This window comes from Mitsuaria sp. BK041, from assembly GCF_014193085.1.
Classification (GTDB): Bacteria; Pseudomonadota; Gammaproteobacteria; order Burkholderiales; family Burkholderiaceae_C; genus Roseateles.
This window is the reverse complement of sequence record NZ_JACHYT010000001.1, coordinates 330,516-354,357: the sequence shown is the minus strand read 5'-3', so window position 1 is coordinate 354,357 and position 23,842 is coordinate 330,516. Positions and strand designations below refer to the sequence as shown.

Below are 23,842 nucleotides of genomic sequence, written 5' to 3'. Positions count from 1 at the left end.
ATCTGATCACCGGCCGCCCCCTCGTCGCAACCCTCGTCGGGCTGGCCCTCTCGGAGATTGTCGGAAGGCTGTGTGAACGACGAGTTGCTCGACGATCAGAAAGAGATGCCGGTCGCTCCGAAGACGGACGAGCGAGCGCCGATGAGTGAGGGGCTGATCACCATCTCAGCCAGTGCCGCCCGGCGATCGCCCCCAGCGCCGCCGACAGCCCCATGCCCAGCACGTACCAGACGGCGACGAAGGGCGCGGCCATCTCCGGGCAGTGCAGCGAATAGACGCAGGCGCCCACCGCGCCGGCCAGCCAGCCAGCCGCCGCGCCCGTCAACGTGGGCCGCGTCGGCGCCAGGCCGCGCAGCGCCCACAGCAGCGCGATGCCGATCGGCAGCGCGGTCGCCGTCACGTTGAACACGCAACTGCGCCAGGTGGTGCCCAGCACCAGCGGCATGCGCGCGGCCGGCTCGGCCATCCACAGCACGGCCGCGGCCCAGATCCACAGCAGCGACACCGGCAGCCACACGCCCAGCCACCAGCCGCGCACCCGCGCGCCCGGATGGCCCAGCCGGAAGACCACGACCAGCCCGGTGACCGCCACCGCCAGCGGCATCGCGACCTTCTGCCAGAAATCGGCGGTCGTCATCAGCAGCGGCAGATCGGCCCGCAGGCCGAAGGCGGCCTGCACCCAGGCCAGGGCCGCCAGGATGCCCAGCACCAGCGCCGCGGCGAAGCGCCGCTCCCCCACGCCAGTGGGCACCGGGCCGGCATCCCGGGCCAGCAGCGCGATGAGCTCGTCGGTCTTCATGTCATGTCCTTCCACAGGCGCGCCAGCGCCTTCAAGCCGCGATGCACGCCGACCTTCACCGCCGATTCGCTCATGCCGGTGAGGCGCGCGGTCTCCTCCACCGACAGGCCTTCCAGCTTGGTGTGCAGGATGGGCAGGCGCTGGCTGGTCGGCAGCCGCTCCAGCAGCCGGCCGAGGTCACGACGGGTGTCGCCGGCCTCGTGGTCGGCGGTCGCGAACACGGCCAGGTCCTCGTCCAGCGGATCGTTCAAGGCCTCTTGCCGCGCGCGCCGGCGCCAGAGGTCCACCAGCTTGTAGCGGGCCACCGCGTGCACCCAGGCCGTCAGCGGCTCGCCGCGGCGATAGGTCTGGCGCTGCGCGTGCACGGCCATCAAGGTGTCCTGGACCAGGTCCTCGACCTCGTCCGGCAGCTGCTGCAGCCGACGCCGGAAGTACCCGCGCAGCAAGGCCCCCAGGCGTTCGAGGAAGCGGCGGTAGGCCGCCGCGTCCCCGTCCAGCCCGGCCAGGAACAGCTCGTGCAGCTCATGCTCGGTCGCGATCACGGGGTCTATTCGCGTCATGGGCCTGGAAGGTTACAGACCGCTCGAAAAAAGAATCCGGGAAATTTCCCGTGGCGCTGTAACCCGGAGCGCGTCCGTCGCGAACTAGCTGCCGGAACGCGACGGAATCGCCGCCGCGTCCGACCCACAACCCCGATCCACCGCACAAGGAGTGCCCCCATGAAGTCGACCACTCTGAGCCTCGCCCTGGTCACGCTGACCACCCTGTCCGCTTCCGCGATGGCGCAAGACGCCAAGCCAGCCGCCGCCGAGAAGGAGCGCTGCTACGGCGTGGCGATGGCCGGCAAGAACGACTGCGCCGCCGGCCCCGGCACCACCTGCGCCGGCACCGCCAAGATGGACTACCAGGCCAATGCCTGGAAGTACGTGCCCGCCGGCACCTGCACGACGATCAAGACGCCCAAGGGCATGGGCTCGCTGACCGCCACCAAGTCCTGATCGGCCGGCCATGACGCGCGCGCTGGGCGCCGGCCTGGGCTTCAAGCCCGAGTTCGCGGAGGACGCGCTGGCCGCGCGCGATCCGGGGCTCTGGTTCGAGGTCCATCCCGAGAACTACCTCGTCGCCGGCGGCCCGCGCCTGGCCCTGCTCGAGGCCTTGCGGTCCACGCATCCGCTGTCGCTGCACGGTGTCTCGGCCTCGCTGGGCGGCGCCGCGCCGCCCGATGCCGATCACCTGCGGCGACTGGCGGCGCTGGTCGACCGGGTGGCGCCGGCGCTGGTGTCCGAGCACCTGGCCTGGAGCCGCGCCGGCGGCGCCTACGCGCCGGACCTGCTGCCGGTGCCGCGCACGACCGAAGCGCTGCGGCGCGTCGTGGCCAACGTGTCGCGACTGCAGGACGCGCTGCGACGCCCGGTCGCCATCGAGAACCCCTCGCACTACCTGCGCCTGGACCATGCGTGGGGCGAGGTCGACTTCCTGCACGAGCTGGTCCGACGCAGCGGCTGCGGCCTGCTGGTCGACGTCAACAACGTGTTCGTGTCGGCCAGCAACCTCGGCCTGGACGCCGCGGCATGGATCGACGCGATCGACGGCGACGCGGTGATGGAGATCCATGTCGCCGGACACCGCCCCGACGCGGATCCGTCGACCGGCCTGCTGATCGACAGCCACGATGCGCCGGTGGCGGCGCCGGTCTGGGCCCTGCTGGAGCGGCTGACCGCCCGCATCGGACCACGCCCCACCCTGCTCGAGCGCGACGGCCACCTACCTCCATTCGCCGAGCTGATCGCCGAGCGCGGCCGTGCCCAGTCGGTGCTCGCGGCCGCCCCGCGCCTTGCGCTGGAGGTGACCGCATGACGCTCGTTGAATTCCAGACCGCCTTCTGGCGCGACCTCTGGGCCGAGGCCGACGATCGGGCCCCGCCCGAGGGGCCGGCGGCGCAGCCGGGCTTCGCCGTCTACCGCAACACCGTGCTGAAGGGCTGCGCGGAGGCGCTGGTCTCGTTGTACCCGGCCGTCCACCGGCTGGTCGGCGACGACTGGATGCGGGCCGTCGCGCTGGACGCGGCGCGGGCCGCCCCGCCCGCGGGCGGTGACCTGCAGCACTACGGCGCCCACTTCCCGGCCTTCCTCGATCAGGCGCTGGCCGGCGGCGACTGGCCCTGGCTGGGCGAGGTCGCTCGGCTGGACCGCCTCTGGAGCGAATGCCACGTCGCGGCCGACGCGCCGGTGCTCGATCTCCACACGATCGCGGCACTCGATCCCGGGCGGCTCGCCACCGCGCGGCTGGTGCCGCATCCCGCGGCCCGTTGGCGCTGGTGCGCGGACTGGCCCGCCTTCTCGCTCTGGCAGGCCGCACGGACCGCGGCCGCCGATCCGAATCCGCCGTGCTGGCACGGCCAGGGCGCGTTGCTGACGCGGCCCGCCGGCGCGGTGCTGGGCCTGGCCATCGACAGCGCCGACTGCGCGCTGCTCGAGGCCTGCGCCGCCGGCCAGGCGCTGGGCGAGGCGCTGGACGCGGTCCAGGCCCGCCATGCCTGCTTCGATCCCGGCGCCTCGCTGGGTCGCCTGCTTCAACAAGGCGCTTTCGCCGCCCTCACGGAGATGCCGTCATGAACACCCTGTCCACGTCCTCGTCCCGCGCCCTGAGCGGCGCCTCGTGGTCGCTGGCCGCGCTGCGCGCGCGCCTGGAGCGGTTGATCTCGCACGACCTGATCGCGCTGGCCTGCCGCTTCAGCATCGCAGGCGTCTTCTGGCTATCCGGCCGCACCAAGGTCGAGGGCTGGTTCACGCTCACCGACACCACCTTCCTGCTGTTCCGCCAGGACTACGCGCTGCCGCTGATCCCGCCCGAATGGGCCGCCTACCTCGCCACCGGCGCCGAGCACCTCCTGCCCATCCTGCTGGTGCTGGGGCTGTTCACCCGCCTGGCGGCGCTGGGCGTGCTGGGGATGACGGCGGTGATCCAGCTCTTCGTCTATCCGTCGGGCTGGCCGACCCACCTGAGCTGGGCGGCACCGATGCTGTATCTGGTGGGTCGGGGTCCGGGGCGCTGGTCGCTGGACCACGTCCTGTTCGAGTCCTCCAGCGGGAGACCCCGACTGCCGTGACGGCCCGCGCCGCGCCGAGCCGGGCCGCGACAACCCAGGCGCGGGCGGGCCCGCCGCCTTCAGCCCGCCCGCCGCGTCGGGCTCAACGCTTGCGCGCGGTGAGCCACTTGTCGGCGCTCAAGGGCTCGCTGCAGATGCGGATCTCGCCCAGGCTGCCGAGGAAGCCGTTCGACGGCGCGTTCGCGTAGACGCCGCCGCCGATGATCATCCGGTCGCTGGCGCTGCTGAACGCGATGCCGTTCGTGTTGGACGCATTGCGCAGGATGGGCGCGCCCTCCACGTACATGATGGTGCTGTTCTGCGCCGGGTCGTTGACGATGGCGACGTGGATCCAGCGCTCGGTGACAATCTCGCCGGAGAAATTCGCCGCCGGCGAGCGCGTGCCCGGCGTGCTCGGCGTCACTTCCCATTGCACCTCGCGCAGGCTGGAGATCGCGAAGATCAGGGCGCTCTCGTCGCCATCGGCGCTGGCGTCGATGCCGGCGACATCGCCGCGCCGCCCCTCGCGCTCCATGATGTTCATCCACGCGTTGTTGGCCGCCGTCCAGTTGGCGGGCAGCTTGAGGAAGGCCTCGACCGTGTAGCCGGCGCTGAAGCTCAGCCCGTTCAGCGGTGCCGTCACGTCGGTCGCGAAGGCGCTCATCCGCAGCGGCGAGTTCACCGAGTTGGAGAAGCGCACGCTGCCCGGCGCGGCCGAAAGGTAATGGTGGTCGCTCGACCAGGTCAGGTCGCCTTCCTGCGCGGCGCCGCCCTGGGCCAGCGGCTGGCGCGCGATCGGATTGGCGCCGGTCTCGTCCTGGATCACCTGGCCCACCGGCACGACGCCGCCCTCGGTGCCGCCGAAGAAGCGCCAGTGCGCGACGGTCGACGCCACCACCGGGTAGTCGCTCGGGTCCGCCGCCGCCTTCTTGACGCTGGGCGCCGGCTCGGTGAAGTGGGTCAGCAGGGCCGCCTTGGCGCGCTCGTTGATCGGCGCGTTGCCGGCCGCCGGTTGGGCGAAGTCGGGGTTGAAGCGCGCGAAGCGCTTCTTGAAGTCGATGTTGATCTCGAACTGATGGTTCGCGTCGGAGAGCACCGCCACGTCGAACTCGTTGAGCGTGTCGGTCGGCTTCTGCGTGACCCAGGGCGAGAACGACATCACCTTGATCTTGTTGTTGGTCAGGTCGAATTCGTACAGGCGCATGAGGCCGTTGCCGCCCATGTAGGCCATCTGGTAGTCGACCACCATCTCCTCGACCGCGTTGCCGAAGTCATTGGTCTTCGTCAGGTGGGCGCCGCCGTGGTAATGCCCGTTCAGGGTCATGAAGATCTGGTCGTTGTCGCGGATCAGCTTGTCCCACAGCATCAGCCCGTAGGGGACCTCGAGCGGGCTCACGCCGTCGGCCGCGATGTTGAGCAGCTGGTGGGTCGCGAGGATGGTCGGCAGCGTCGGATGCTTGGCGAGCACACCGCGCGCCCAGGCGATCGCGGCGTCGGACGCGCGCCAGGACATCGACAGCACCATGAAGGCGTTGCCGTCGACGTTGATGACGTGGTACTCGTGGAAGCCCGACGGGTCGCGCCCGCCGAAGGTGGACTGCTGCTGCGCCCGCGTGGTCGGGAAGGCCTGCAGGTAGGGCTCCTTGGCGAGGTTGCGCTGCGCGTCGGTGTTGGCCGACTGGCTGCTGGCATCGACATAGTCCACGTCGGAGATCACGTCGTGGTTGCCGGCCAGGATGGAGTACGGCATCTTGGCCGACTCCAGCACCTTCATCGCCGAATCCGCGACCTGCCACTGCAGCGGCTTGCCCTGCTGGTCGACGACGTCGCCGAGGTGGATGGTGAACGGGATGCGCAGCGCCGCGGCGTTGTCGGCGATCCACTTCGTCTGCGCCACATACGGCGTCGAGCCGTACTTGCGCTGGAACTGCAGGTTCTCGTCGGTGGTGGCGTAGCGCGAATAGAACTGCGTGTCCGGCAGCACGGCCAGCGCGAAGCTCGAGACCTGGGCCGGCGTTCCCGCCGGGGTGCCGCCGCCGGCGTCCGGGCCGCTGCCGCCGTCGTTGTCATCGCCGCCGCCGCAGGCGGTGAGAAGGGCGGCACCGCCCAGGGACAGGCCCAGGCCCGCGCGCAGCAGCAATCGGCGCTGGCGGTCGGGAAGGCCCTCGAGTTGACGCAGCGAGGAGAGGGGCAGCGACAAGGCGCTCGGATGCTTTGACGACATGGGCGGTGATCCAACAACGAAGAACAACAACCCCGTCACCTTGCCTGCCGGTCATGTCATCGGTGTGGCGGAGTTATCACCACGGCGTTCAGGCAGTCGCTGACAGCACTTACCAGTTGTCACGCAGTCGCATGGCGAACGCCTCTTAGCATCCGCGCCGCTGACTACGTTGTCAGCACACCAGGGAACGGAGGCTCCGACTCCCGCATGCGGGAGCGGTACTCCGTCGCAGGAGACGAGGGGCGCCTTTGCATCGGCAGGCACGCGGTGCGGCAGCAAGGGCTGGTTTGGGAGCGGACGATCGCCTGGCCGATGGCGAGGCCGGTCCGCGCACATCGAAGATCAAGATCATGACAAGACGCACGCAGGTGGGCCCCGTGGAGTTGGCCCAACTCCGCTACTTCGCTGCCGCAGTGGCGGCCACCAGCCTGATGACCGCCTGCGGCGGGGGCGGCTCCGGCAACGCGGACACCACGGCGAGCACCGCGCCGCCGACCGCGTCAACCCCGACGCCATCGCCGTCGCCCTCACCCTCGCCGTCGCCGTCGCCCTCACCCTCGCCCGCCCCGGCGCCCGCACCGTCACCGTCACCGTCACCGTCACCGTCACCGTCACCGTCACCGGCGCCGTCGCCGTCGCCATCGCCAGCTCCAGCCCCTGGGCCTGCACCAGCGCCTACACCGGCTCCTGCGCCTGCGCCGACTCCTGCACCAGCACCAGCACCGGCACCAGCTCCGGCTCCAGCACCGGCACCCGCGCCGTCCACCCCGCCGCCCACACCGACCGACAACCACAGCGGCGGTTATGCCGGCACGGTCACCGGCGGCGGCACGGCCAAGCCCGTGGTGGTCACCACGGCCGCGCAGATGCAGGCCGCGGTCGATGCCTACAGCGGCTCCGGCGGCCTGGTGATCACCTACGCCGGCAGCTTTGATTTCGGCACCATTCCCGACCCCTGCACGCAATGGAAGAAGCCGGCAGGCGACATCGTGGAGCTCAAGGGCAAGCGCGACATCACCATCCAGGGCGCCACCGGCTCGGCCGCCAACTTCGGCCTGGCCATCAAGGCCGACGCCAGCAACATCATCATCCGCAACATGACGATCGGCCTGCTGCCCGGCTCCATCGACGCCATCGGCATCGAGGGCCTGGGCAGCAAGTTCCCCGCCTACATCTGGGTGGACCACAACACGCTGTTCAGCTCGCTGGCCGAATGCGCCGGCGCGGGGGACCTGGAGTTCGACGGCCTGGTGGACAACAAGGCGGGGGCCCACCACATCACCTACAGCTACAACGCCATCCACGACCACCACAAGGTCGGCCTGATCGGCAGCAGCGACAGCGACTCGAGCGACCGCTACATCACCTTCCATCACAACTACTACCGCAACGTCGGCTCGCGCCTGCCGCTGCAGCGGGGTGGCTACACCCACCTCTACAACAACCTCTACAGCGGCGTGACGGCCTCCGGCATCAACGTGCGCATGGGCGGCTACTCGCTGATCGAAGCCAATTACTTCGAGAACGCCAAGAACCCGGTGACCTCGCGGGACAGCCCGACGCTCGGCTACTGGGAGCTGCGCAACAACAACATCACCAAGGTGGCGGACTTCAGCACCTACGGGGTGTCGTGGACCGATTCGGACAGCAGTCCGTCCAGGAACGCGTCGGACTGGACCACCACCGCCGCCTACCCGGTCAGCATCTCCTACAGCTACACGCCGGACACGCCCAGCTGCGTGAAGGCCAAGCTGCCCCAGGTGGCCGGGGCCGGCACCTCGCTGGCCAAGCTGAGCTGCCAGTGAGCGGCGGCGCCCGTCACCCCGGGCGGCCTCATTTCGTGAAGGCCATCAGCGCTTGCACAGATCGCTGATGGCGTTGCGACCGACGGCCGTGATCAGGCCCAGCCGATAAGGCAGCTCGATGTACTCGTACTTCTTGCCGGGCGTCATGTCCAGGCCCTGGTAGAGGAACTGGAGCGGCTTGCACGGATCGATCGTCAGCGTCTGATCGACGCCCGCGCGGATCATCTCGCCGTGCGAGACGCCCTCCGACCAGACGCGGCCGTTGAACTTGAGGTTCTCGGCACCCGCGAACCGGTTCATCGCGCTGCCCGGGATCGGCCGCCATTCCCCGTCCAGGCGGTCGGCCAGCCAGGCGCGGAAGTAGCGCCCGGTCGGACCCATGGCCTCGATCAAGGTCAGGTAGTGCCCGGTGCCTTCGATCTTGTAGGTGTTGCTCGCCTCGAACAGGTCTTCACGCCGCTCGGTCTTCATGGCGAGCACGGGCGTGGAGAAGCCTTGAGGGAAACGCTCGATCGAGGTCTCCGCGCGGAAGAAGCTGCCGTTGTCGTTGGTGAAGAAGAGGTGGCACTTCCGGTCGTCGCAGATGATCCAGAAGTCGAGCCAGGCGGCCTGGCCCTTCTCGTCCTTCACGATGTCCGGCGCGGCCGCGTAGAACGGCCGCGGCGCCGTCCACGAGCGGGGATCCGCCACATTCGTGGTCGTGGAATACATCGGATCGCCGCCCTGGTAGATGAGGTACCAGAGCTTTTGCGGCGCGAAGTAGAAGACCTGCGGCGCCGCCCGGTAACCGGGCCCGATGGGCGACTGGTCCAGCATGAAGACCGGCGCCCGGGGCGCGTCCTTCCAATCGGCGAAGCTGGTGTAGGCCATGCCCCAACCCTTGGTGCCGGCCGTCGTGAAGAAGACGTGATAGCGCTTGTCGTGGAAGACGACGGACGGGTCCTTGACGCCGAAGAGGCCCGCTGCGTCGGCGGGCGGCTTGATCAGGGGTTCGCTGGATTCCCAGGCGAAAGCAGGCGCCGGCGCCATCGCGGGTTGGGCCGCGGGTTCCGCCGCGTGGGCCAGCGGGCTCAGGGCCGTGCAGAGGGCCAGCCAGAGGGCGGACGGCCAGCCTGGCGTGATGTTGAAGTTGCGCATGGTCGAAGGTCTCCGGCGATCTCGCCTCGCAGCGTGACGGTGCGGATGTCGGGGTGGTGACGAGATGGTGATGCCCCGCCGGCGTCGACGCATTGCCCGGGGCAACGCGGACGCTGGCGAGGGGCGATCAGGCTTCAGTTGCTGTACAGCAGCCCGCGGCCGGTGCCGCTGAGGTAGACGCGCCCGTAGACGTTCTGGTCGGCCGCCATCACGCCGATGCCGCCGAACTGGTGGGCGTCGTCGTTGAAGCGGGTCCAGGTGGCGCCGCCATCGTCGGAGCGGTACACGCCCCACACGCCGCCGACGGTGCCGACCACGTAGACCGCCGCCGAGTAGGAGGCGCCGTCCTTCGCCTTGCCCAGGGCCACCACGGTGGCGCCCTGCAGGTCGGGCCAGGCGTTGCTGCCCTGGACCGATGCGAACTGGCTGAGCTTCTGCCAGGTGGCGCCCGAGTCCACCGAGTGGTACACGGCATTGCCGTCGGCCATCCAGAGGTCGCCTTCCGCGTTGGGGTTGACCGCCATCGAGGTCACCCACCAGCCGTTGGGCGCGAGCGCCGCCGTCACCGAGCCCTGGCTCAGCGCGAAGCTGTGGCCGCCATCGGTCGAGACGTAGACCCGGCCGGCCGACGCCCACCAGGCGCCGCCCGAGTCGTAGGCATAGACCTTGTTCGGGTTCTTGCGATCGACCACCAGCCGGTAGCCGCGGTTCCACCCGACGGCGGGCAGCGCCGGCAGGTTGGTCGCAGTCCAGGTGGCGCCGTTGTCGGTCGTGTAGGACGGCACCGAATTGGCGGGCGCCCAGACCGCCTTGTTGCGCGCGGTGACGACCAGGCTCGACTCGCTGGAGGTGTTGGTCGTGGCGCCGGCCGGCAGGCTGGCGAAGGTCGTCCAGGTCTTGCCGCCGTCGCCGGACCAGTAGCCGGTGCCGGTGGCGCTCGAGTTGATGACGCCGGAGGCCGCGATGTACTGCGGATCGGACCACGCCATGTCGGCCGCGATGCCGTTGCTCCAGCCCAGGCCCGGCGACCGGGTCGGCGTGGTCGTCACATCCGTGTGGATCCAGGTGCCGACGTCGCCCGAGCTGTTGATCAGCAGGTAGGACGCGCCGGGCGGCGGCGCCACGATGGCCTGCGCGGCGATCTCCTCGATGCCGGCGATGACGCCGCTCCAGGTCGGCTTGGCCGCGGAGGCGTTGCGCGTTTCGACGACGCCGCCCCCGTGGACATGCAGGATGTGGTCGCGGTCGGAGGGATCGATCTCGACGTCGTCGACCCAGCCCGAGGCGATCTCGCCCGGCATCTGCGCTTCGATCTCGCGCCAGGTCAGGCCGGCGTCGTCGGACAGCTGGACGATCTGCTGGCCGTTCCAGTTCCCCCAGGAGTTGGTCACGCCCAGCGCGATGCGGGTGCTGGCCCCGCTGCCCTGGACCGAGACCCCGCCCAGGCCGAAGTTGATGCCTCCCGCCGGGTCCACGCTCTTGAGCAGGGTCCAGGTGGTGCCGTCGAACTTGTAGAGACGGCCGGGGCCGCCGGCGCCGGGTCCCGCGTCCTTGGTGAACACGACGTAGAAGACGCCGTCGGCGGCACGCACCATGTGCGGGATGTGGAAGCCCGAGACCGGCGTCGTGACCGCGGTCCAGGTGGCGCCGCCGTTGGTGGACCGGTACATGTTGGAACCCAGGCCCGCGACGCTGGCGTAGTCCGGCGCGACCGCGGCGTAGAGCGTGGAGGTCGCGGTGCCGGTGCCTTTCGTGCCGGTGTCGTACACGACCAGCTCGATGCCCATCGCGCTGCCGCCCGCGGCCTTGATCTGGTCCTGGGTCATCCTGGCGCTGGACAACGCGCTGACCTGCGCCCAGCTGCGGCCCGAGTCCTCGCTCTTCCACAGGCCGGCGGTGCGCGAACCGTAGAACAAGGTCGACGGCTTGTTGGGATCGACCATCAGGCGCTCGCCCATCGCGCGGCCGCCGTTGTTGCCGCCGGTCGAGAACGGCAGGTTGACGAAGCTCCAGTGATCGCCGCGATCGCTGGAGATGTACAGGCGGGCATCGGCCTTGTCGGTGTTGTACATGCCGGCGGCCATGTACACGAGGCGGTCGTCGTTCGGATCGACGGCCATGCTCTCGATGCCGTGGTAGGAGCTCTCCGCGGCGCTGAAGCCCAGGCCGTCGGTGATCGGGGTCCACGACGAGGCGGCCGGGTTCCATCGGTAGGCGCCGCCGATGTCGGTCCGCGCATACAGCAGGTTCGCCGTGCTGGGATGGAACACCAGGCCGGTGACGTAACCGCCGCCTCCGAACTTCATGCTGTTCCAGGACGTCGCCTGCGACGGAGCAGGCGCGGGGGCCGGGGCGGAAGGTGGCGCCGGCGCGGGTTCTGGCGCAGGCGCTGGCGCGGGAGCAGGCCCGGGCGCGGGCGCCGGGGCCGGTGCGCCCGAGCCCGAAGTCGGGCTGGGAGTCGTCGTGGTGCCGCTGTCGCCCCCACCTCCTCCGCAACCCGACGCGAGGGCTGCTGCGACGAGGGACAGGGCGGCAAGTCGTTGTCTCTTGATTGATGTGTTCATGAGGAGCGGGGAACGAAAGGTAACGGAAGCCCGACCAGGTTATTGATATAACGCTAAATCCCGGCATGTTAGTTCGGCCGGCGCATGAACTATCGATGGAAAACACCTACCGGGTCACCGGAGGTTGGAGGCGTGAAATGTCCGGCAACAAATTCCCATTCGACGAGGGCGAGGCCCCTGTCAACACCACCCGCCGCAGGCTGTCGGCGGGACTCTTCGGGTTGCCGATGCTGCCGCTGCTGCCCGCCTGCGGGGGCGTCAACGGCGACTCGGAAGGCAAGGCCGCCGGGGGCGAGGCCGTGGCCGATGCGAAGACGCCTGACGGCTCCGCGGGCTCGCCGGCGGGGCGCATCCCGGCCTCACAGAGCGGCGTCTTCCGCCACCCGGGGCTGCTGGTGACCGAGGACGACTTCACGCGCATCCGCGCCCACATCAAGGCGGGTCAGGAGCCATGGACGGGCTGGTGGAACAAGCTGAGCGCCGACCGCTTCGCCAGCCTGGACACCCGGCCCTTTCCGCTGCCTGCCGTCTACCGCGCCGACGGCAGCAAGAACAACCTGTACGTCGACATCTGGCGCGCCTGGACGCTGACCCTGCGCTGGAAGCTGTCGGACCCGCCGGACAACCGCTATGCCGACAAGGCCGTGGAGTTCCTGGACGCCTGGGCCAGCACGCTGAAGGAGGTCGGGACGGTGCCGCCCGGATCGACCGCCCATGACGACCACACCTTCATCCTGATGGCCGGCATGCAGGGCCACCAGTTGGCGCAGATCGGCGAGATCCTGCGCACCTACCCGGGCTGGGCGCCGGAGAGCCTGAAGCGCTTCCAGGACATGCTGCTCAAGGTCTTCGGCTCGATCTCGTCCTGGTTCCTCAGCGACGGGCGCATCGGGTCCCATGCCAACTGGGACATGGCCTCGATCGTCGGCGCCATGGCCATCGGTATCTTCTGCGACCAGCCTGACCTGTACCGGCTGGCCTGCGACTGCTACGCAGGCAACAACCGCGGCAAGCTCAGGAACTTCGGCAACGGCTCCATGGTCCACGGCGTGTACTTCATGCACCCGGGCCACTTCGGGCAGTGGGAGGAGAGCGGCCGCGACCAGGGCCACGCGACGCTGGGCATGTCGCTGGGCGGCGACGTGATGGAGATGGCCTGGAACCAAGGCGACGATCTCTATGGGCTGGGCAACAACCGCTTCCTGTCGGCGGCGGAGTACGTGGCGCGCTCCAACCTGCTCGACGAGAACGGCAAGCCCTATCCGATGCCGTTCGCCCGTGAACACAATCCGACGCAGCCTCACACCTCGCTGTGGACGGAGGTGAACCAGTCCTTCCAGCACGGCCGCAACGCCTGGGAGCCGATCTACAACCATTACGTGAACCGCATGGGGCTGGCGGCGCCGAACGTGGCGCGCATGGTGAAGCTGTGCGAGCCGAAGTACGGCGGCAGCAGCGACGACATCTGGTGGCCGACGCTGATCCACCGCCGCGCGGACTACACCGCCCCGATGAAGCCGGCCTCCGGCCTCACGGCGCACACGCGCGGCGATCGCGTCGTGCTGTCGTGGTGGGGCAGCGTGGGCGCCACCGCTTATGCCGTCCGGCGCGGCAGCCGGGCCGCCGGGCCGTTCACGCTGCTGGGCACGGTCTCGGCGAGCGAGGTGCTGACCTACAGCGACGCGCCCCCCAGCGGCGTCTGGTTCTACCAGGTCACCGCGCAGGGCAACGGCGCGAGCGCCAGTTCCCCGGCGGTGCGGGCCGTGATGCCGGGCGAGGACCGCTTGTCGCTGCCGCTAAATGGCCGGAACGGCACGGAGACCTTCGGCGCGCTGCTGGGCGCCGACGGCAACCGGAGCGTCATCGAGGGCAAGCTGCTGGACGGCGCGGCCTGGGGTGACGGACGCCGGGATGACAAGGCCATCGTCTTCGACGGCAAGAAGGCGGGCCTGCAGTTGCCCGCCGGGATCTTCAGCGGGCTGGAGGACTTCACGGTGTCGCTGTGGGCGTATGCGAATGCGCTGCGCTGGGACACCTGCCTGTTCTTCGCCGGGAACGACGCTTTCTCCTATATGTGCATCGCGCCCCAGAGCGGCCGGGGCGGGCTGCGATTCGCCATTGCAGGCGCAACCCACAACGACTCGCAAGGCATGGAGGCGCCGGGGCCCTTGCCCATCCGGCGCTGGGCTCATGTGGCGGTGACGCTCCGGGCGGGCACCGGGCGGCTCTACCTCGACGGCGTGGAGGTGGCGAAGGCCGACGACATCCTGCTGTCGCCGCGGCAGGTCGGTGACCAGGTCACCTTCCTGGGTCGAAACTGGGGGCATCCGTCCTTCAACGGCCGCATCCAGGACTTCCGCGTCCAGGTGGGCGCATTGAACGCTGCCGAGATCGCGGCGCTGGCGAAGTGACGTCGACTCAAGTGACGTCGACTCGTCAGGGAAGTTCTGCACAACACGTTGGCCGATGCCTCGTGGCCGGGATGAAGGGGCCCGCCGTGCCGCGCACCGAGTGGACCAGGCCCGATTCGGCATCGACGCCGATATGCGCCTTCATGCCGAAGTACCACTGGTTGCCCTTCTTGCTCTGCTTCATCTGAGGGTCGCGTTCGCCCGAGGCGTTCTTCGTCGAGCTGGGCGCCGAGATCAACGTCGCGTCCACCGCCGTGCCGGTCTTGGCTTGCGCGTCTTCTTCGTCGAGAGGTTCAGGCTGACCGCCGCCTTCCAGCATGCCCCCAGCACGATGCACGATTTCGCGTTAGGGTGAGGGCCCTTGGGGCCCCGCCATGACCACCCTCCGCACCGACCTCTCCGCCTCTCCCGTCCTCTCCGTTCAGCCCCTGGGCATGCCCTGGGACACGGTCGACCCCTTCCTGTTCTGCGTCCACCACGACGACGCCTATCCGCGCGGCAACGGCCGGTACGGCCCGGATGCTTCGCTGCTGGCGGGCCGGCAGATGGGTTCCGACTTCTCGCGCAAGGACGGCTGGAGCATGTACCACGGCCAGCAGGTGCCTGGCTTCCCCGCCCACCCGCACCGCGGCTTCGAAACCGTCACCATCGTGCGCCAGGGCCGCATCGACCATTCCGATTCGCTGGGCGCCGGCGCGCGCTTCGGCGGCGGCGACGTGCAGTGGCTGACGGCCGGCAAGGGCATCGTCCACGCGGAGATGTTCCCGCTGCTGCACACCGACCGTCCCAACCCGCTGGAGCTGTTCCAGATCTGGCTCAACCTGCCCGCGGACAGCAAGATGGTGGAGCCGCACTTCACGATGTTCTGGTCGCAGGACATCCCGCGGCACACCTTCGTCGACGACGCCGGACGCGCGACGGAGGTGGTGGTCATCGCGGGCGCCCTGCCGGACGCCGCTCATGCCGGCGCGACGGTGACCAAGCCGCTCGCGCCGCCGCCGGACTCGTGGGGCTCGCGGCTGCATTCGGACCTGGCCATGTGGACCCTGCGCCTGGAGCCCGGCGCGCAATGGACCTTGCCCGCGGCACTGGGCGACGGCACGCGACGCAAGCTGTACTTCTTCGCCGGCGGCCGCATCACGATCGGCGACGAGCCCGTGACCGTCGGCCATTCCATCGAGGTGCGGGCCGGCCTCGACGTCGTGCTTGTCAATGGCGAAGAACCCGCCGAGTTGCTGATGCTGCAGGGCCGTCCCATCGGCGAGCCGGTGGCGCAGTACGGCCCCTTCGTCATGAACACCGAGCAGGAGCTGCGTCAGGCCTTCGAGGACTACCGTCGCACCGAGTTCGGGGGCTGGCCGTGGCCGGACCCGGCCCCGGTGCACGGCGACCAGGAGGACCGATTCGCGCGGCATGCGGACGGCCGGACGGAGCGGCCGCCGGCGCAAGACTGAGTCACCGCAAGCGAGGCGCCGGTCACACGATCGGACAGGGACACGGTTAAGCTGGACGCAAGGAGGCAGCGATGAATGTTTCCCAGCGCGTCGGCGCCATCACCTACCGTTTCGACAGCCTGCGCGAGCTGATGGCCAAGGCCACACCGGAGCGTTCGGGCGACCGGCTCGCCGGCGTCTGCGCCGGGTCTGAGCAGGAACGCGTCGGCGCGCAGATAGCCTTGGCCGATCTGCCGCTGAAGACCTTCCTCAGCGAGGCCCTGATCCCATACGAGGACGACGAGATCACCCGACTCATCGTCGACGGCCACGACGCCGCGGCCTTCCAGCCGATCACCCACCTGACGGTCGGCGGGTTGCGCGAGTGGCTGCTCTCGGACGCGGCGGACACCGCGGCGCTCACGCGCCTGGCGCCCGCCCTCACGCCCGAGATGGTGGCTGCGACCAGCAAGATCATGCGGAACCAGGACCTGATCCTGGTCGCTCGCAAGTGCCAGGTCGTCACACGCTTTCGCAATACGCTGGGACTCACGGGCAGGCTGTCTACGCGCCTGCAGCCGAATCATCCGACCGACGACGCCAGCGGGATCGCCGCGAGCGTGCTTGACGGTCTGATGTACGGCAGCGGCGATGCGGTCATCGGCATCAATCCCGCCACCGACAACCTGACCCAGGTCGCGCATCTGCTACGCCTGCTGGCGGAGGTCATCGAGCGCTTCGAGATCCCCACCCAAAGCTGCGTGCTCACGCACGTGACCAACACGATGCAGTGCATCGAGCGCGGCGCGCCGGTCGATCTGGTGTTCCAGTCCATCGGCGGCACGGAAGCGACCAACCGCAGTTTCGGTGTCGACCTGAAGCTGCTGGCCGAGGCGCGCGCGGCGGCCTTGTCGCTGGCGCGGGGCGCCTACTTCGACGACGGCCAACGCGGGCAGCACGTGATGTACTTCGAGACCGGCCAGGGCAGCGCGCTGTCCGCCGGCGCGCACCACGGTTGCGACCAACAGACCCTCGAGGCCCGGACCTACGCGGTGGCGAGGCACTTCGAGCCGCTGCTCGTGAACACGGTGGTCGGGTTCATCGGGCCGGAGTACCTGTACGACGGCAAGCAGATCATCCGGGCCGGGCTGGAGGACCACTTCTGCGCCAAGCTGCTGGGCCTGCCGATGGGCTGCGACATCTGCTACACGAACCACGCGGCGGCGGATCAGAACGACATGGATGTGCTTCTCACGCTGCTGGGCGTGGCGGGCTGCAACTTCATCATGGGCATCCCGGGCTCGGACGACGTGATGCTCAACTACCAGACGACCTCGTTCCACGACGCGCTGTACGCCCGGCGGGTGCTGGGCTTGCGCGCCGCGCCGGAGTTCGAGCGCTGGCTCGAACGCATGCGCATCGCGCGACCCGGCGCGCCGGGGCATCTGGTCGACGCCATGTCCCCGGCCTTCGCTGCCTTGCTGCCATCGTCGTGAGCGAAACACCATGAGCGACGCGATCACTCCCAATCCCTGGCACACGCTGCGGCGCCACACGCCGGCGCGGATCGGGCTGGGCCGAGCGGGCGTCAGCCAGCCGACGGCGGCGCACCTGGCCTTCCAGTTGGCCCATGCGCAGGCGCGGGACGCGGTGCATCGCGAGCTGGATCACGTGGCGCTCGCGGCGGCCCTGAACGAGGCCGGGTTGGAAACGCTCGATCTGCACAGTGCCGCCGCGGATCGGGCGGCGTACCTTCAGCGACCGGATCTCGGTCGACGGCTCGACGACCGGTCGACGGCCGTGCTGTCCTCGCTCGATGCGCAACAGCAGCCGGATCTGGCGCTGGTCGTGGCCGATGGCCTGTCCGCGTTGGCGATCGAGCGGCATGCGGTCCGGTTCGTCGAAGCGCTCCGGCCGCTGCTCGCCGACGGCTGGCGTTGGTCGCCCGTCGCCATCGTCCGTCAGGCGCGCGTCGCGATCGGAGATCCGATCGGTCAAGCGCTGGGAGCGAAGCTCGTCGTGGTGCTCATCGGCGAGCGCCCTGGATTGAGCTCCCCCGACAGCATGGGCGTCTACGTCACCTGGGCGCCTCGCCCCGGCCGCGTGGACGCGGAGCGCAACTGCATCTCCAACGTGCGACCGGAAGGATTGGCGCCGGCCACCGCGGCGGCGCGGCTGGCGTGGTTGCTCCAGGAAGCGCGGGCTCGTCAGGTGACGGGTGTTGCGTTGAAGGATGAAAGCGTGGAAGTGGCGCCGGCGGTCGAGACTCGGGAGCCGTTCCGGCTCGACAGGCGCTGATCACGGAGGCAGCGGCCGCCGCGGATATCGATGGCTGCGTCCGATGGTTCCGACCGTTGTCAGGTTGATCGGACTCGGTGGGCGGCTCCGGGACGCTAGACGACGAAAGCGCGCAGTTCAGCCAACAAGCCATCACGGAAGCGCCAGACATCGCAGTACTCATGCCGGGAGGCTTCCCCCTTGTCGTCCTTGAGCGTGATCTCGCCGATCGCAATGACGAAGTCGCCCTCTGCCACCATTCGATGGACGTCGAACTCGGGGGGCTCGCGATAGGTGTCGGCCATCCACTTGCGAACGGCTTCCTTGCCCCTGAGCGTCCGCTCGCCGACAAAGGTCCACTCGGTATCCTCGGTGCAGAACCGCAGGAATCCTTCGAAGTCGCGCTTGACGATGGCCGCGTTCGCCTTCTCAAGAATCGATTTATGGGCGTGAGACATGCAGGTTCTCCTGGTCAGATCGGTCCCAACAACAACGGCAACCCGCTTGCCACCTGGATCCGTGTCCGTGTCCTGTGGCAAGAAGTCTCGTTCGACACAACTTCTGTAATTCCCGTTGCGGCGCCGTTACCTCATGTAGCGAATTCCAGGGGCACCGCATTCAACGCCCGACCTATCATGCCGCCGCAACGATTTAACGCTAAATCGCCGCAAACACTCGAGTAGCCCGGCATTTCGCTGCAATCGGTCATCGACGCCAAAAGCGGCTCGACGTCGTGCTGGCTCGCAGCGAGGGGGAGCGCAAGGCGGGTCGCACGACGCGAGAGAGGGGGCTCGCCATGGCGACGCTGCAGCCCGGTGTGGCCGGCGCCGCCACCGTGATGCGTGAACCGCGCCAGCCAAGCCATCCGGTTGCGTGACGAAGTGGCGAGATCAGCCACGCGATCACGCGCCGTTATGACTGCCGCGCACGCCGGCCATAGCGTGGCGCACTTCAACAAGACCACCGCAATGACGATATTCAGACCCGGGGCGGAGCACGCGGCCCTTGACGACTTTCCGGACGCGCACCGGCGCCTGCTGACCTTGGGCGTCGGCCTGTTCCCGATCCTGCCGCTTCTGCCGGGATGCGGCGGCGGCCCGGTCAGCGAGGCGGGTACCCCGTTGCTCGGCGGAGCGGATGAAGCGGCGGCGGGCATCGGGACGCCGCCGCCGCCCGACACGACACCGGATCCTCGGCCCGACGATCCGATTCCAGCCCCCGCGCCGGCGCCGGCGCCCCCTCCCGCCCCGACCGAGCCCATGCCGCCCGCCCCGGCTGCGCCTGCACCCGCGCCTTCACCGGCGCCCGCACCCGCACCCGCACCCGCACCCGCACCCGCACCTGCGCCTGCGCCTGCACCTGCACCTGCACCTGCACCTGCACCTGCACCTGCACCTGCACCTGCACCTGCACCTGCACCTGCACCCGCACCGGCACCGGCACCCACGCCCGCACCGGCACCCGCGCCTGCGCCTGCGCCAGGCGGGCTGCTCCATCCGGGGCTGCTTCATACGCAGACGGATCTTCAGCGCATGCGCGATCAGGTCGCCGCCGGCAGGCAGCCCTGGCTCGGCAGTTGGAACCTGCTGCTCGCCGCGCGTCGTGCCGAGCTGGGCGTGAAGCCCTCACCGCTGGAAGTCGTGAGTCGCGGCGGAACCGGCGAGAACTTCTGGGTGATGGTCACCGACATGATGCGCGCGTATCACCTCGCGCTGCGCTGGAAGGTCACCGGCGACGAGGCCTATGCGAAAGACGCGGTGAAGTTCCTCAATGCCTGGTCGTCGACCTTGAAGCGGCTGGCCGGCGATTCCAATCGTTACCTGGCGTCGGGCCTCTACGGCAACCAATGGGCCAATGCCGCCGAGGTGATGCGCACCTATCCGGGTTGGGCCAAGGAGGACGTCGCACGGTTCCAGACCATGCTGCTCAACGTGTTCTATCCGGAGTGCCACGCGTTCCTCACCGACCACAACGGCACCGAGATCAGAAAGGTCACGCACTACTGGGCCAACTGGGACCTGGCGAACGTCTGCAGCATGTATGCCATCGGCGTGTTCTGCGACCGACCGGACATCGTCGCTGAGGCCAGCAACTACTACAAGAACGGCCGAGGCTGTGGATCGCACGGCAACAACGTCTACTACCTGCATCCCGGCTACCTGGGCCAGTGGCAGGAAAGCCACCGCGACCAAGGACACTCCACCCTTGGCATCGCGCTGGCCGGCATGCTGTGCGAGATGGCCTGGAACCAGGGCGAGGACCTCTACGGGCTCTGGAACAACCGCCTCCTCGCCGGTGCGGAGTACGTCGCGAAGACCAACGTCCTGGTCGGACCGCCGCCCGACTACATCGCGTACCCGATGCCCTTCACCCCCTACACCGGCGTCCATGGATCCAGCACCACGGTGTCCGGTGGGGACAACCCTCGCCCCTGCTGGGAACTCATCCTCAACCATTACGTCGCCCGCAAAGGCCTGTCGGCCCCATGGACCCAGAAGATGGTGAACAAGCAGCGTCCTGAACGGGTGGACGGTGGGGATTCGCCGGGCCTGGGATCCTTGCTCTACGTCCGTGACGCCGTCGCGCCCGCCCGGCCGAGCGGCCTGAGCGCCGTCCTCCATGAGGGCAAGGTGCTGATGTCGTGGTGGGGCAGCGCCGACGCAACGGACTATCTGGTGCAGCGCGCGAGTTCCTCCGCCGGCCCCTTCACCACCCTTGCGCGAGTCACCGACCCGCGCACCTACACCGACGCACCGGCTGCGGGCACCTGGTACTACCGCATCAGCGCCGTCACCGGCCAGGGCGAGCGGGTCGGGGCGGACACCCTGCGCGTGGCGGTGCCCGGAGAACTGTGGCTGCATCTGCCACTCAACGGCAGCACCGATGACCTCAGCGGCAACGGCCGATATGGCGTGCTCATGGAAGGCGCGACCTGGGGCGAGGGGCGCAACGGCAGCACCTGCGTCGTGTTCGACGGCCGCCGTGCCCATGTGCGCCTGGTCGATGGCGTGGTGTCGGCGTTGGGCGACTACACGGTGGCGATGTGGGTCTACTGCGACAACACCGGCGCCAGTTCGCGCTTCTTCGATTTCGGCTCCAACGACGTGTCGTACATGGCGCTCACCCCGCGGGAGTCGACGCGCCCGCCCGTCCCCAGCCTGATGCGCCTCATGTCCACACGCAATCAGTTCTGGATGCCGTCGCCCTTGGCGGCGCCCATTCCGCCCAACGGTCGCTGGACCCATGTGGCCATCACGCTCTCTGGCACGGTCGGCACGCTTTACGTCGACGGCTCACCGGTCGCCACCAGTCCCGAAATCTGGATGGCGCCCTATCAGTTCGGCCACACGACGCGGAACTGGCTGGGACGCTCGCAGTACGGGGGCGATCCATTCTTTAAGGGGCGGATGCAGGACTTCCGGATCTACAGCGGAGCGCTGACCGCCGCCGCCGTTGCGAACCTCGCCCGCTGACAGCCTTGCCCCCGCCCTTGGGCGGGGGCAAGGCGAGCGCGGAAGCTTCACGTCAACTCATACGCCAGCTCAGAGAAATGCCGCCCGTCCCGGATGTCGACGCTCAGCTGCCCGCTGAGCCCGGTCAGCCCGCCGGTCCCTGAATCCGGCACCACCTGCACGGTCAGTGTCGGCTGGCCGCGGTTCATCTCGCCGGTGTGCATCAGCACGAAGCTCCCCTCCCAAGTTAGCTGAATGTCGACACCCGCCCTTGAAAGCGCCAAGCCGGTCCATATAATCTCCCTGCTAGCACTCGCGTCGGTCGAGTGCTAACAAGCCCCACGACGTCCCTCGCGGGGCTTACTTCTTGTGGGGGTTGGCCAGTGCGAGAACCGCACGGCGGGCCCTTGAAGCAAGTCCGCACAGTCAAGGAGATCTGATGAAACTGCGTCCTCTGCACGATCGCGTGATCGTTAAGCGCCTGGAAAACGAAACCAAGACGGCCTCCGGCATCGTCATCCCCGACAACGCCGCCGAGAAGCCCGACCAGGGCGAGGTGCTGGCCGTCGGCCCGGGCAAGCGCAACGACAAGGGTGAATTCATCGCCCTGAACGTCGCCGTCGGCGACCGCGTGCTGTTCGGCAAGTACAGCGGCCAGACCGTCAAGGTCGACGGCGAAGAGCTGCTTGTGATGCGCGAAGAGGATCTGTTTGCGGTCATCGCCAAGTAATCGGCGACCACCCTCACAGACCCCATTCATCTAGATAGAGATTCGGAGAGATACACATGGCAGCAAAAGACGTTGTCTTCGGCGGCGAAGCCCGTGCCCGCATGGTCGAAGGCGTGAACATCCTGGCCAACGCGGTCAAGGTCACGCTGGGTCCCAAGGGCCGTAACGTGGTGCTGGAGCGCTCGTTCGGCGCCCCCACCGTCACCAAGGACGGTGTCTCGGTCGCCAAGGAGATCGAGCTCAAGGACAAGCTGCAGAACATGGGCGCCCAGATGGTCAAGGAAGTCGCTTCCAAGACCTCGGACAACGCCGGTGACGGCACCACCACCGCCACCGTGCTGGCCCAGGCCATCGTGCGCGAAGGCATGAAGTACGTGGCCGCCGGCATGAACCCGATGGACCTCAAGCGCGGCATCGACAAGGCCGTCGCCGCCCTGGTCGAGCAGCTGAAGAAGGCCTCCAAGGCCACCACCACGTCCAAGGAAATCGCCCAGGTCGGCACGATCTCGGCCAACTCCGATGACTCGATCGGCAAGATCATCGCCGACGCGATGGACAAGGTCGGCAAGGAAGGCGTGATCACCGTCGAGGACGGCAAGTCGCTGGCCAACGAGCTGGACGTCGTCGAAGGCATGCAGTTCGACCGCGGCTACCTGTCGCCCTACTTCATCAACAACCCGGAGAAGCAGTCGGCGATCCTGGACAACCCCTTCGTCCTGCTCTACGACAAGAAGATCTCCAACATCCGCGACCTGCTGCCGACGCTGGAAGCCGTCGCCAAGGCCGGCCGTCCGTTGCTGATCATCGCGGAAGAAGTCGACGGCGAAGCGCTGGCGACCCTGGTGGTCAACACCATCCGCGGCATCCTGAAGGTCGTCGCCGTGAAGGCCCCGGGCTTCGGCGACCGTCGCAAGGCCATGCTGGAAGACATCGCCATCCTGACCGGTGGCAAGGTCATCGCCGAGGAAGTCGGCCTGTCGCTCGAGAAGGTCACGCTGGCTGACCTGGGCCAAGCCAAGCGCGTCGAAGTGGGCAAGGAAAACACTACCATCATCGACGGCAACGGCGCCGGCGGCGACATCGAGGCGCGCGTCAAGCAGATCCGCGTCCAGATCGAGGAAGCCACCAGCGACTACGACCGCGAGAAGCTGCAGGAGCGCGTGGCCAAGCTGGCCGGCGGCGTGGCCGTCATCAAGGTCGGTGCCGCCACCGAAGTCGAGATGAAGGAGAAGAAGGCCCGTGTCGAAGACGCGCTGCACGCCACCCGTGCCGCCGTCGAGGAAGGCATCGTGGCCGGCGGCGGTGTCGCGCTGCTGCGCGCCCGTCAGGCCGCTGGCGACATCAAGGGCGACAACGCCGACCAGGACGCCGGCATCAAGCTGATCCTGAAGGCCATCGAAGCCCCGCTGCGCGAGATCGTCTACAACGCCGGCGAGGAAAGCTCGGTCGTCGTCAACAACGTGCTGGCCGGTTCGGGCAACCACGGCTACAACGCCGCCAACGGCACCTATGGCGACATGATCGAGATGGGCATCCTGGACCCGACCAAGGTGACCCGCACCGCGCTGCAGAACGCCGCCTCCGTGGCCTCGCTGATGCTGACGACCGAGTGCATGGTCGCCGAAGCGCCGAAGGACGAGTCCGCCGCGCCCGCGATGCCGGGTGGCATGGGCGGCATGGGCATGGACATGTAAGAGTCCGGCCGAGCCCGCGACGATCGACGCCCGCCGTCGATCGTTGACGCTCAGCAAAAGGGGTCGCTTCGGCGACCCCTTTTTTCATTGCGCGGGCCGCAGCGGAAAGAGAAAGATCGCCGCCCGGGCCCGCTCTGTTTCCGTTGGATACGAACCGGGCAGCGCGCTTGCTGGTCATCCCGGTCGGCATGCGCCCAGAATCGACGGACCCGCCGGCCTCGTCGGCTC

Annotated in this window: 20 protein-coding genes and 1 pseudogene; 12 read left to right on the top strand and 9 right to left on the bottom strand. The window is 68.7% G+C overall.

Translation table 11 applies throughout. The features are described 5' to 3' along the window. Window positions 1-157: 157 nt before the first annotated feature. Window positions 158-799 (bottom strand): NrsF family protein, encoded by a 642-nt coding sequence (locus tag FHT38_RS01500; RefSeq protein ID WP_183489175.1) that lies wholly within the window; start codon window positions 797-799, stop codon window positions 158-160. Then, a complete protein-coding gene (locus FHT38_RS01495) occupies window positions 796-1,359 on the bottom strand; it encodes a sigma-70 family RNA polymerase sigma factor (protein ID WP_183489172.1) in 564 nt (187 codons plus the stop codon). Before FHT38_RS01495 ends, FHT38_RS01500 begins: the two co-directional genes overlap by 4 nt. 159 nt (window positions 1,360-1,518) lie before the next feature. Between FHT38_RS01495 and FHT38_RS01490 the strand changes: the two genes are divergently transcribed. From FHT38_RS01490 to FHT38_RS01475, 4 genes are read left to right on the top strand one after another with little or no spacing between them, the layout of a single operon-like run. After that, window positions 1,519-1,797, top strand: a complete 279-nt coding sequence (locus FHT38_RS01490; protein WP_091720700.1) for a DUF2282 domain-containing protein — start codon at window positions 1,519-1,521, stop codon at window positions 1,795-1,797. 10 nt (window positions 1,798-1,807) lie between these two features. Continuing rightward, window positions 1,808-2,656 (top strand): DUF692 domain-containing protein, encoded by an 849-nt coding sequence (locus FHT38_RS01485; RefSeq protein WP_183489169.1) that lies wholly within the window; start codon window positions 1,808-1,810, stop codon window positions 2,654-2,656. Further along, window positions 2,653-3,414, top strand: a complete 762-nt coding sequence (locus tag FHT38_RS01480) for a DNA-binding domain-containing protein (RefSeq protein ID WP_183489167.1) — start codon at window positions 2,653-2,655, stop codon at window positions 3,412-3,414. The genes FHT38_RS01485 and FHT38_RS01480 overlap by 4 nt, the downstream gene beginning before the upstream one ends. Further along, complete coding sequence (locus tag FHT38_RS01475) at window positions 3,411-3,908, top strand: DoxX family protein (protein ID WP_091720690.1); 498 nt, start codon at window positions 3,411-3,413, stop codon at window positions 3,906-3,908. The genes FHT38_RS01480 and FHT38_RS01475 overlap by 4 nt, the downstream gene beginning before the upstream one ends. 82 nt (window positions 3,909-3,990) lie before the next feature. Here the strand turns inward: FHT38_RS01475 and FHT38_RS01470 are convergent, their stop codons facing one another. Then, on the bottom strand, window positions 3,991-6,111 hold the full coding sequence (locus FHT38_RS01470; RefSeq protein ID WP_183489164.1) for a LamG-like jellyroll fold domain-containing protein: 2,121 nt from the start codon (window positions 6,109-6,111) through the stop codon (window positions 3,991-3,993). Window positions 6,112-6,956: 845 nt separating this feature from the next. Here FHT38_RS01470 and FHT38_RS01465 point away from each other — a divergent pair. Beyond that, a complete protein-coding gene (locus tag FHT38_RS01465; RefSeq protein ID WP_221213972.1) occupies window positions 6,957-7,916 on the top strand; it encodes a polysaccharide lyase family 1 protein in 960 nt (319 codons plus the stop codon). A gap of 45 nt (window positions 7,917-7,961) precedes the next feature. Here FHT38_RS01465 and FHT38_RS01460 read toward each other — a convergent pair whose 3' ends face one another. Both FHT38_RS01460 and FHT38_RS01455 read right to left on the bottom strand, forming a co-directional pair. Next, window positions 7,962-9,053, bottom strand: coding sequence for a non-reducing end alpha-L-arabinofuranosidase family hydrolase (locus FHT38_RS01460; protein ID WP_221213724.1), 1,092 nt, complete (start codon window positions 9,051-9,053; stop codon window positions 7,962-7,964). Window positions 9,054-9,187: 134 nt separating this feature from the next. Beyond that, on the bottom strand, window positions 9,188-11,359 hold the full coding sequence (locus FHT38_RS01455) for a sialidase family protein (RefSeq protein ID WP_183489158.1): 2,172 nt from the start codon (window positions 11,357-11,359) through the stop codon (window positions 9,188-9,190). 395 nt (window positions 11,360-11,754) lie between these two features. On the opposite strand from FHT38_RS01455, the gene FHT38_RS01450 reads away from it, so the two are divergent. After that, window positions 11,755-14,028, top strand: coding sequence for a LamG-like jellyroll fold domain-containing protein (locus FHT38_RS01450; protein WP_183489155.1), 2,274 nt, complete (start codon window positions 11,755-11,757; stop codon window positions 14,026-14,028). A gap of 79 nt (window positions 14,029-14,107) precedes the next feature. Here FHT38_RS01450 and FHT38_RS01445 read toward each other — a convergent pair. Continuing rightward, window positions 14,108-14,287: pseudogene (locus tag FHT38_RS01445) on the bottom strand (transposase); the annotation flags it as partial. Window positions 14,288-14,402: 115 nt separating this feature from the next. On the opposite strand from FHT38_RS01445, the gene FHT38_RS01440 reads away from it, so the two are divergent. From FHT38_RS01440 to eutC, 3 genes are all read left to right on the top strand, one after another. Then, on the top strand, window positions 14,403-15,482 hold the full coding sequence (locus FHT38_RS01440) for a pirin family protein (protein WP_147240635.1): 1,080 nt from the start codon (window positions 14,403-14,405) through the stop codon (window positions 15,480-15,482). Between the two features lie 71 nt (window positions 15,483-15,553). Continuing rightward, on the top strand, window positions 15,554-16,957 hold the full coding sequence (locus tag FHT38_RS01435) for an ethanolamine ammonia-lyase subunit EutB (protein ID WP_183489152.1): 1,404 nt from the start codon (window positions 15,554-15,556) through the stop codon (window positions 16,955-16,957). Window positions 16,958-16,967: 10 nt separating this feature from the next. Further along, window positions 16,968-17,759 carry an ethanolamine ammonia-lyase subunit EutC gene (gene eutC, locus FHT38_RS01430; protein ID WP_147240636.1) on the top strand — a complete coding sequence of 264 codons (792 nt, stop codon included), beginning with the start codon at window positions 16,968-16,970 and terminating at the stop codon, window positions 17,757-17,759. A gap of 95 nt (window positions 17,760-17,854) precedes the next feature. Here eutC and FHT38_RS01425 read toward each other — a convergent pair whose 3' ends face one another. Next, a complete protein-coding gene (locus tag FHT38_RS01425; protein WP_183489148.1) occupies window positions 17,855-18,196 on the bottom strand; it encodes a nuclear transport factor 2 family protein in 342 nt (113 codons plus the stop codon). A 643-nt stretch (window positions 18,197-18,839) separates the two neighbouring features. Further along, window positions 18,840-19,199, bottom strand: coding sequence for a hypothetical protein (locus tag FHT38_RS01420; protein ID WP_183489146.1), 360 nt, complete (start codon window positions 19,197-19,199; stop codon window positions 18,840-18,842). Between the two features lie 71 nt (window positions 19,200-19,270). Between FHT38_RS01420 and FHT38_RS01415 the strand changes: the two genes are divergently transcribed. Beyond that, complete coding sequence (locus FHT38_RS01415; RefSeq protein WP_183489143.1) at window positions 19,271-21,211, top strand: LamG-like jellyroll fold domain-containing protein; 1,941 nt, start codon at window positions 19,271-19,273, stop codon at window positions 21,209-21,211. A gap of 47 nt (window positions 21,212-21,258) precedes the next feature. Here the strand turns inward: FHT38_RS01415 and FHT38_RS01410 are convergent, their stop codons facing one another. Then, window positions 21,259-21,420 carry a DUF3224 domain-containing protein gene (locus FHT38_RS01410; protein ID WP_255512020.1) on the bottom strand — a complete coding sequence of 54 codons (162 nt, stop codon included), beginning with the start codon at window positions 21,418-21,420 and terminating at the stop codon, window positions 21,259-21,261. Between the two features lie 209 nt (window positions 21,421-21,629). Here FHT38_RS01410 and groES point away from each other — a divergent pair, with 209 nt between their 5' ends. Both groES and groL read left to right on the top strand, forming a co-directional pair. Beyond that, window positions 21,630-21,920 (top strand): co-chaperone GroES, encoded by a 291-nt coding sequence (gene groES, locus FHT38_RS01405; RefSeq protein ID WP_091720640.1) that lies wholly within the window; start codon window positions 21,630-21,632, stop codon window positions 21,918-21,920. A gap of 56 nt (window positions 21,921-21,976) precedes the next feature. Next, on the top strand, window positions 21,977-23,614 hold the full coding sequence (gene groL / locus FHT38_RS01400) for a chaperonin GroEL (protein WP_091720635.1): 1,638 nt from the start codon (window positions 21,977-21,979) through the stop codon (window positions 23,612-23,614). Window positions 23,615-23,842 lie beyond the last annotated feature (228 nt).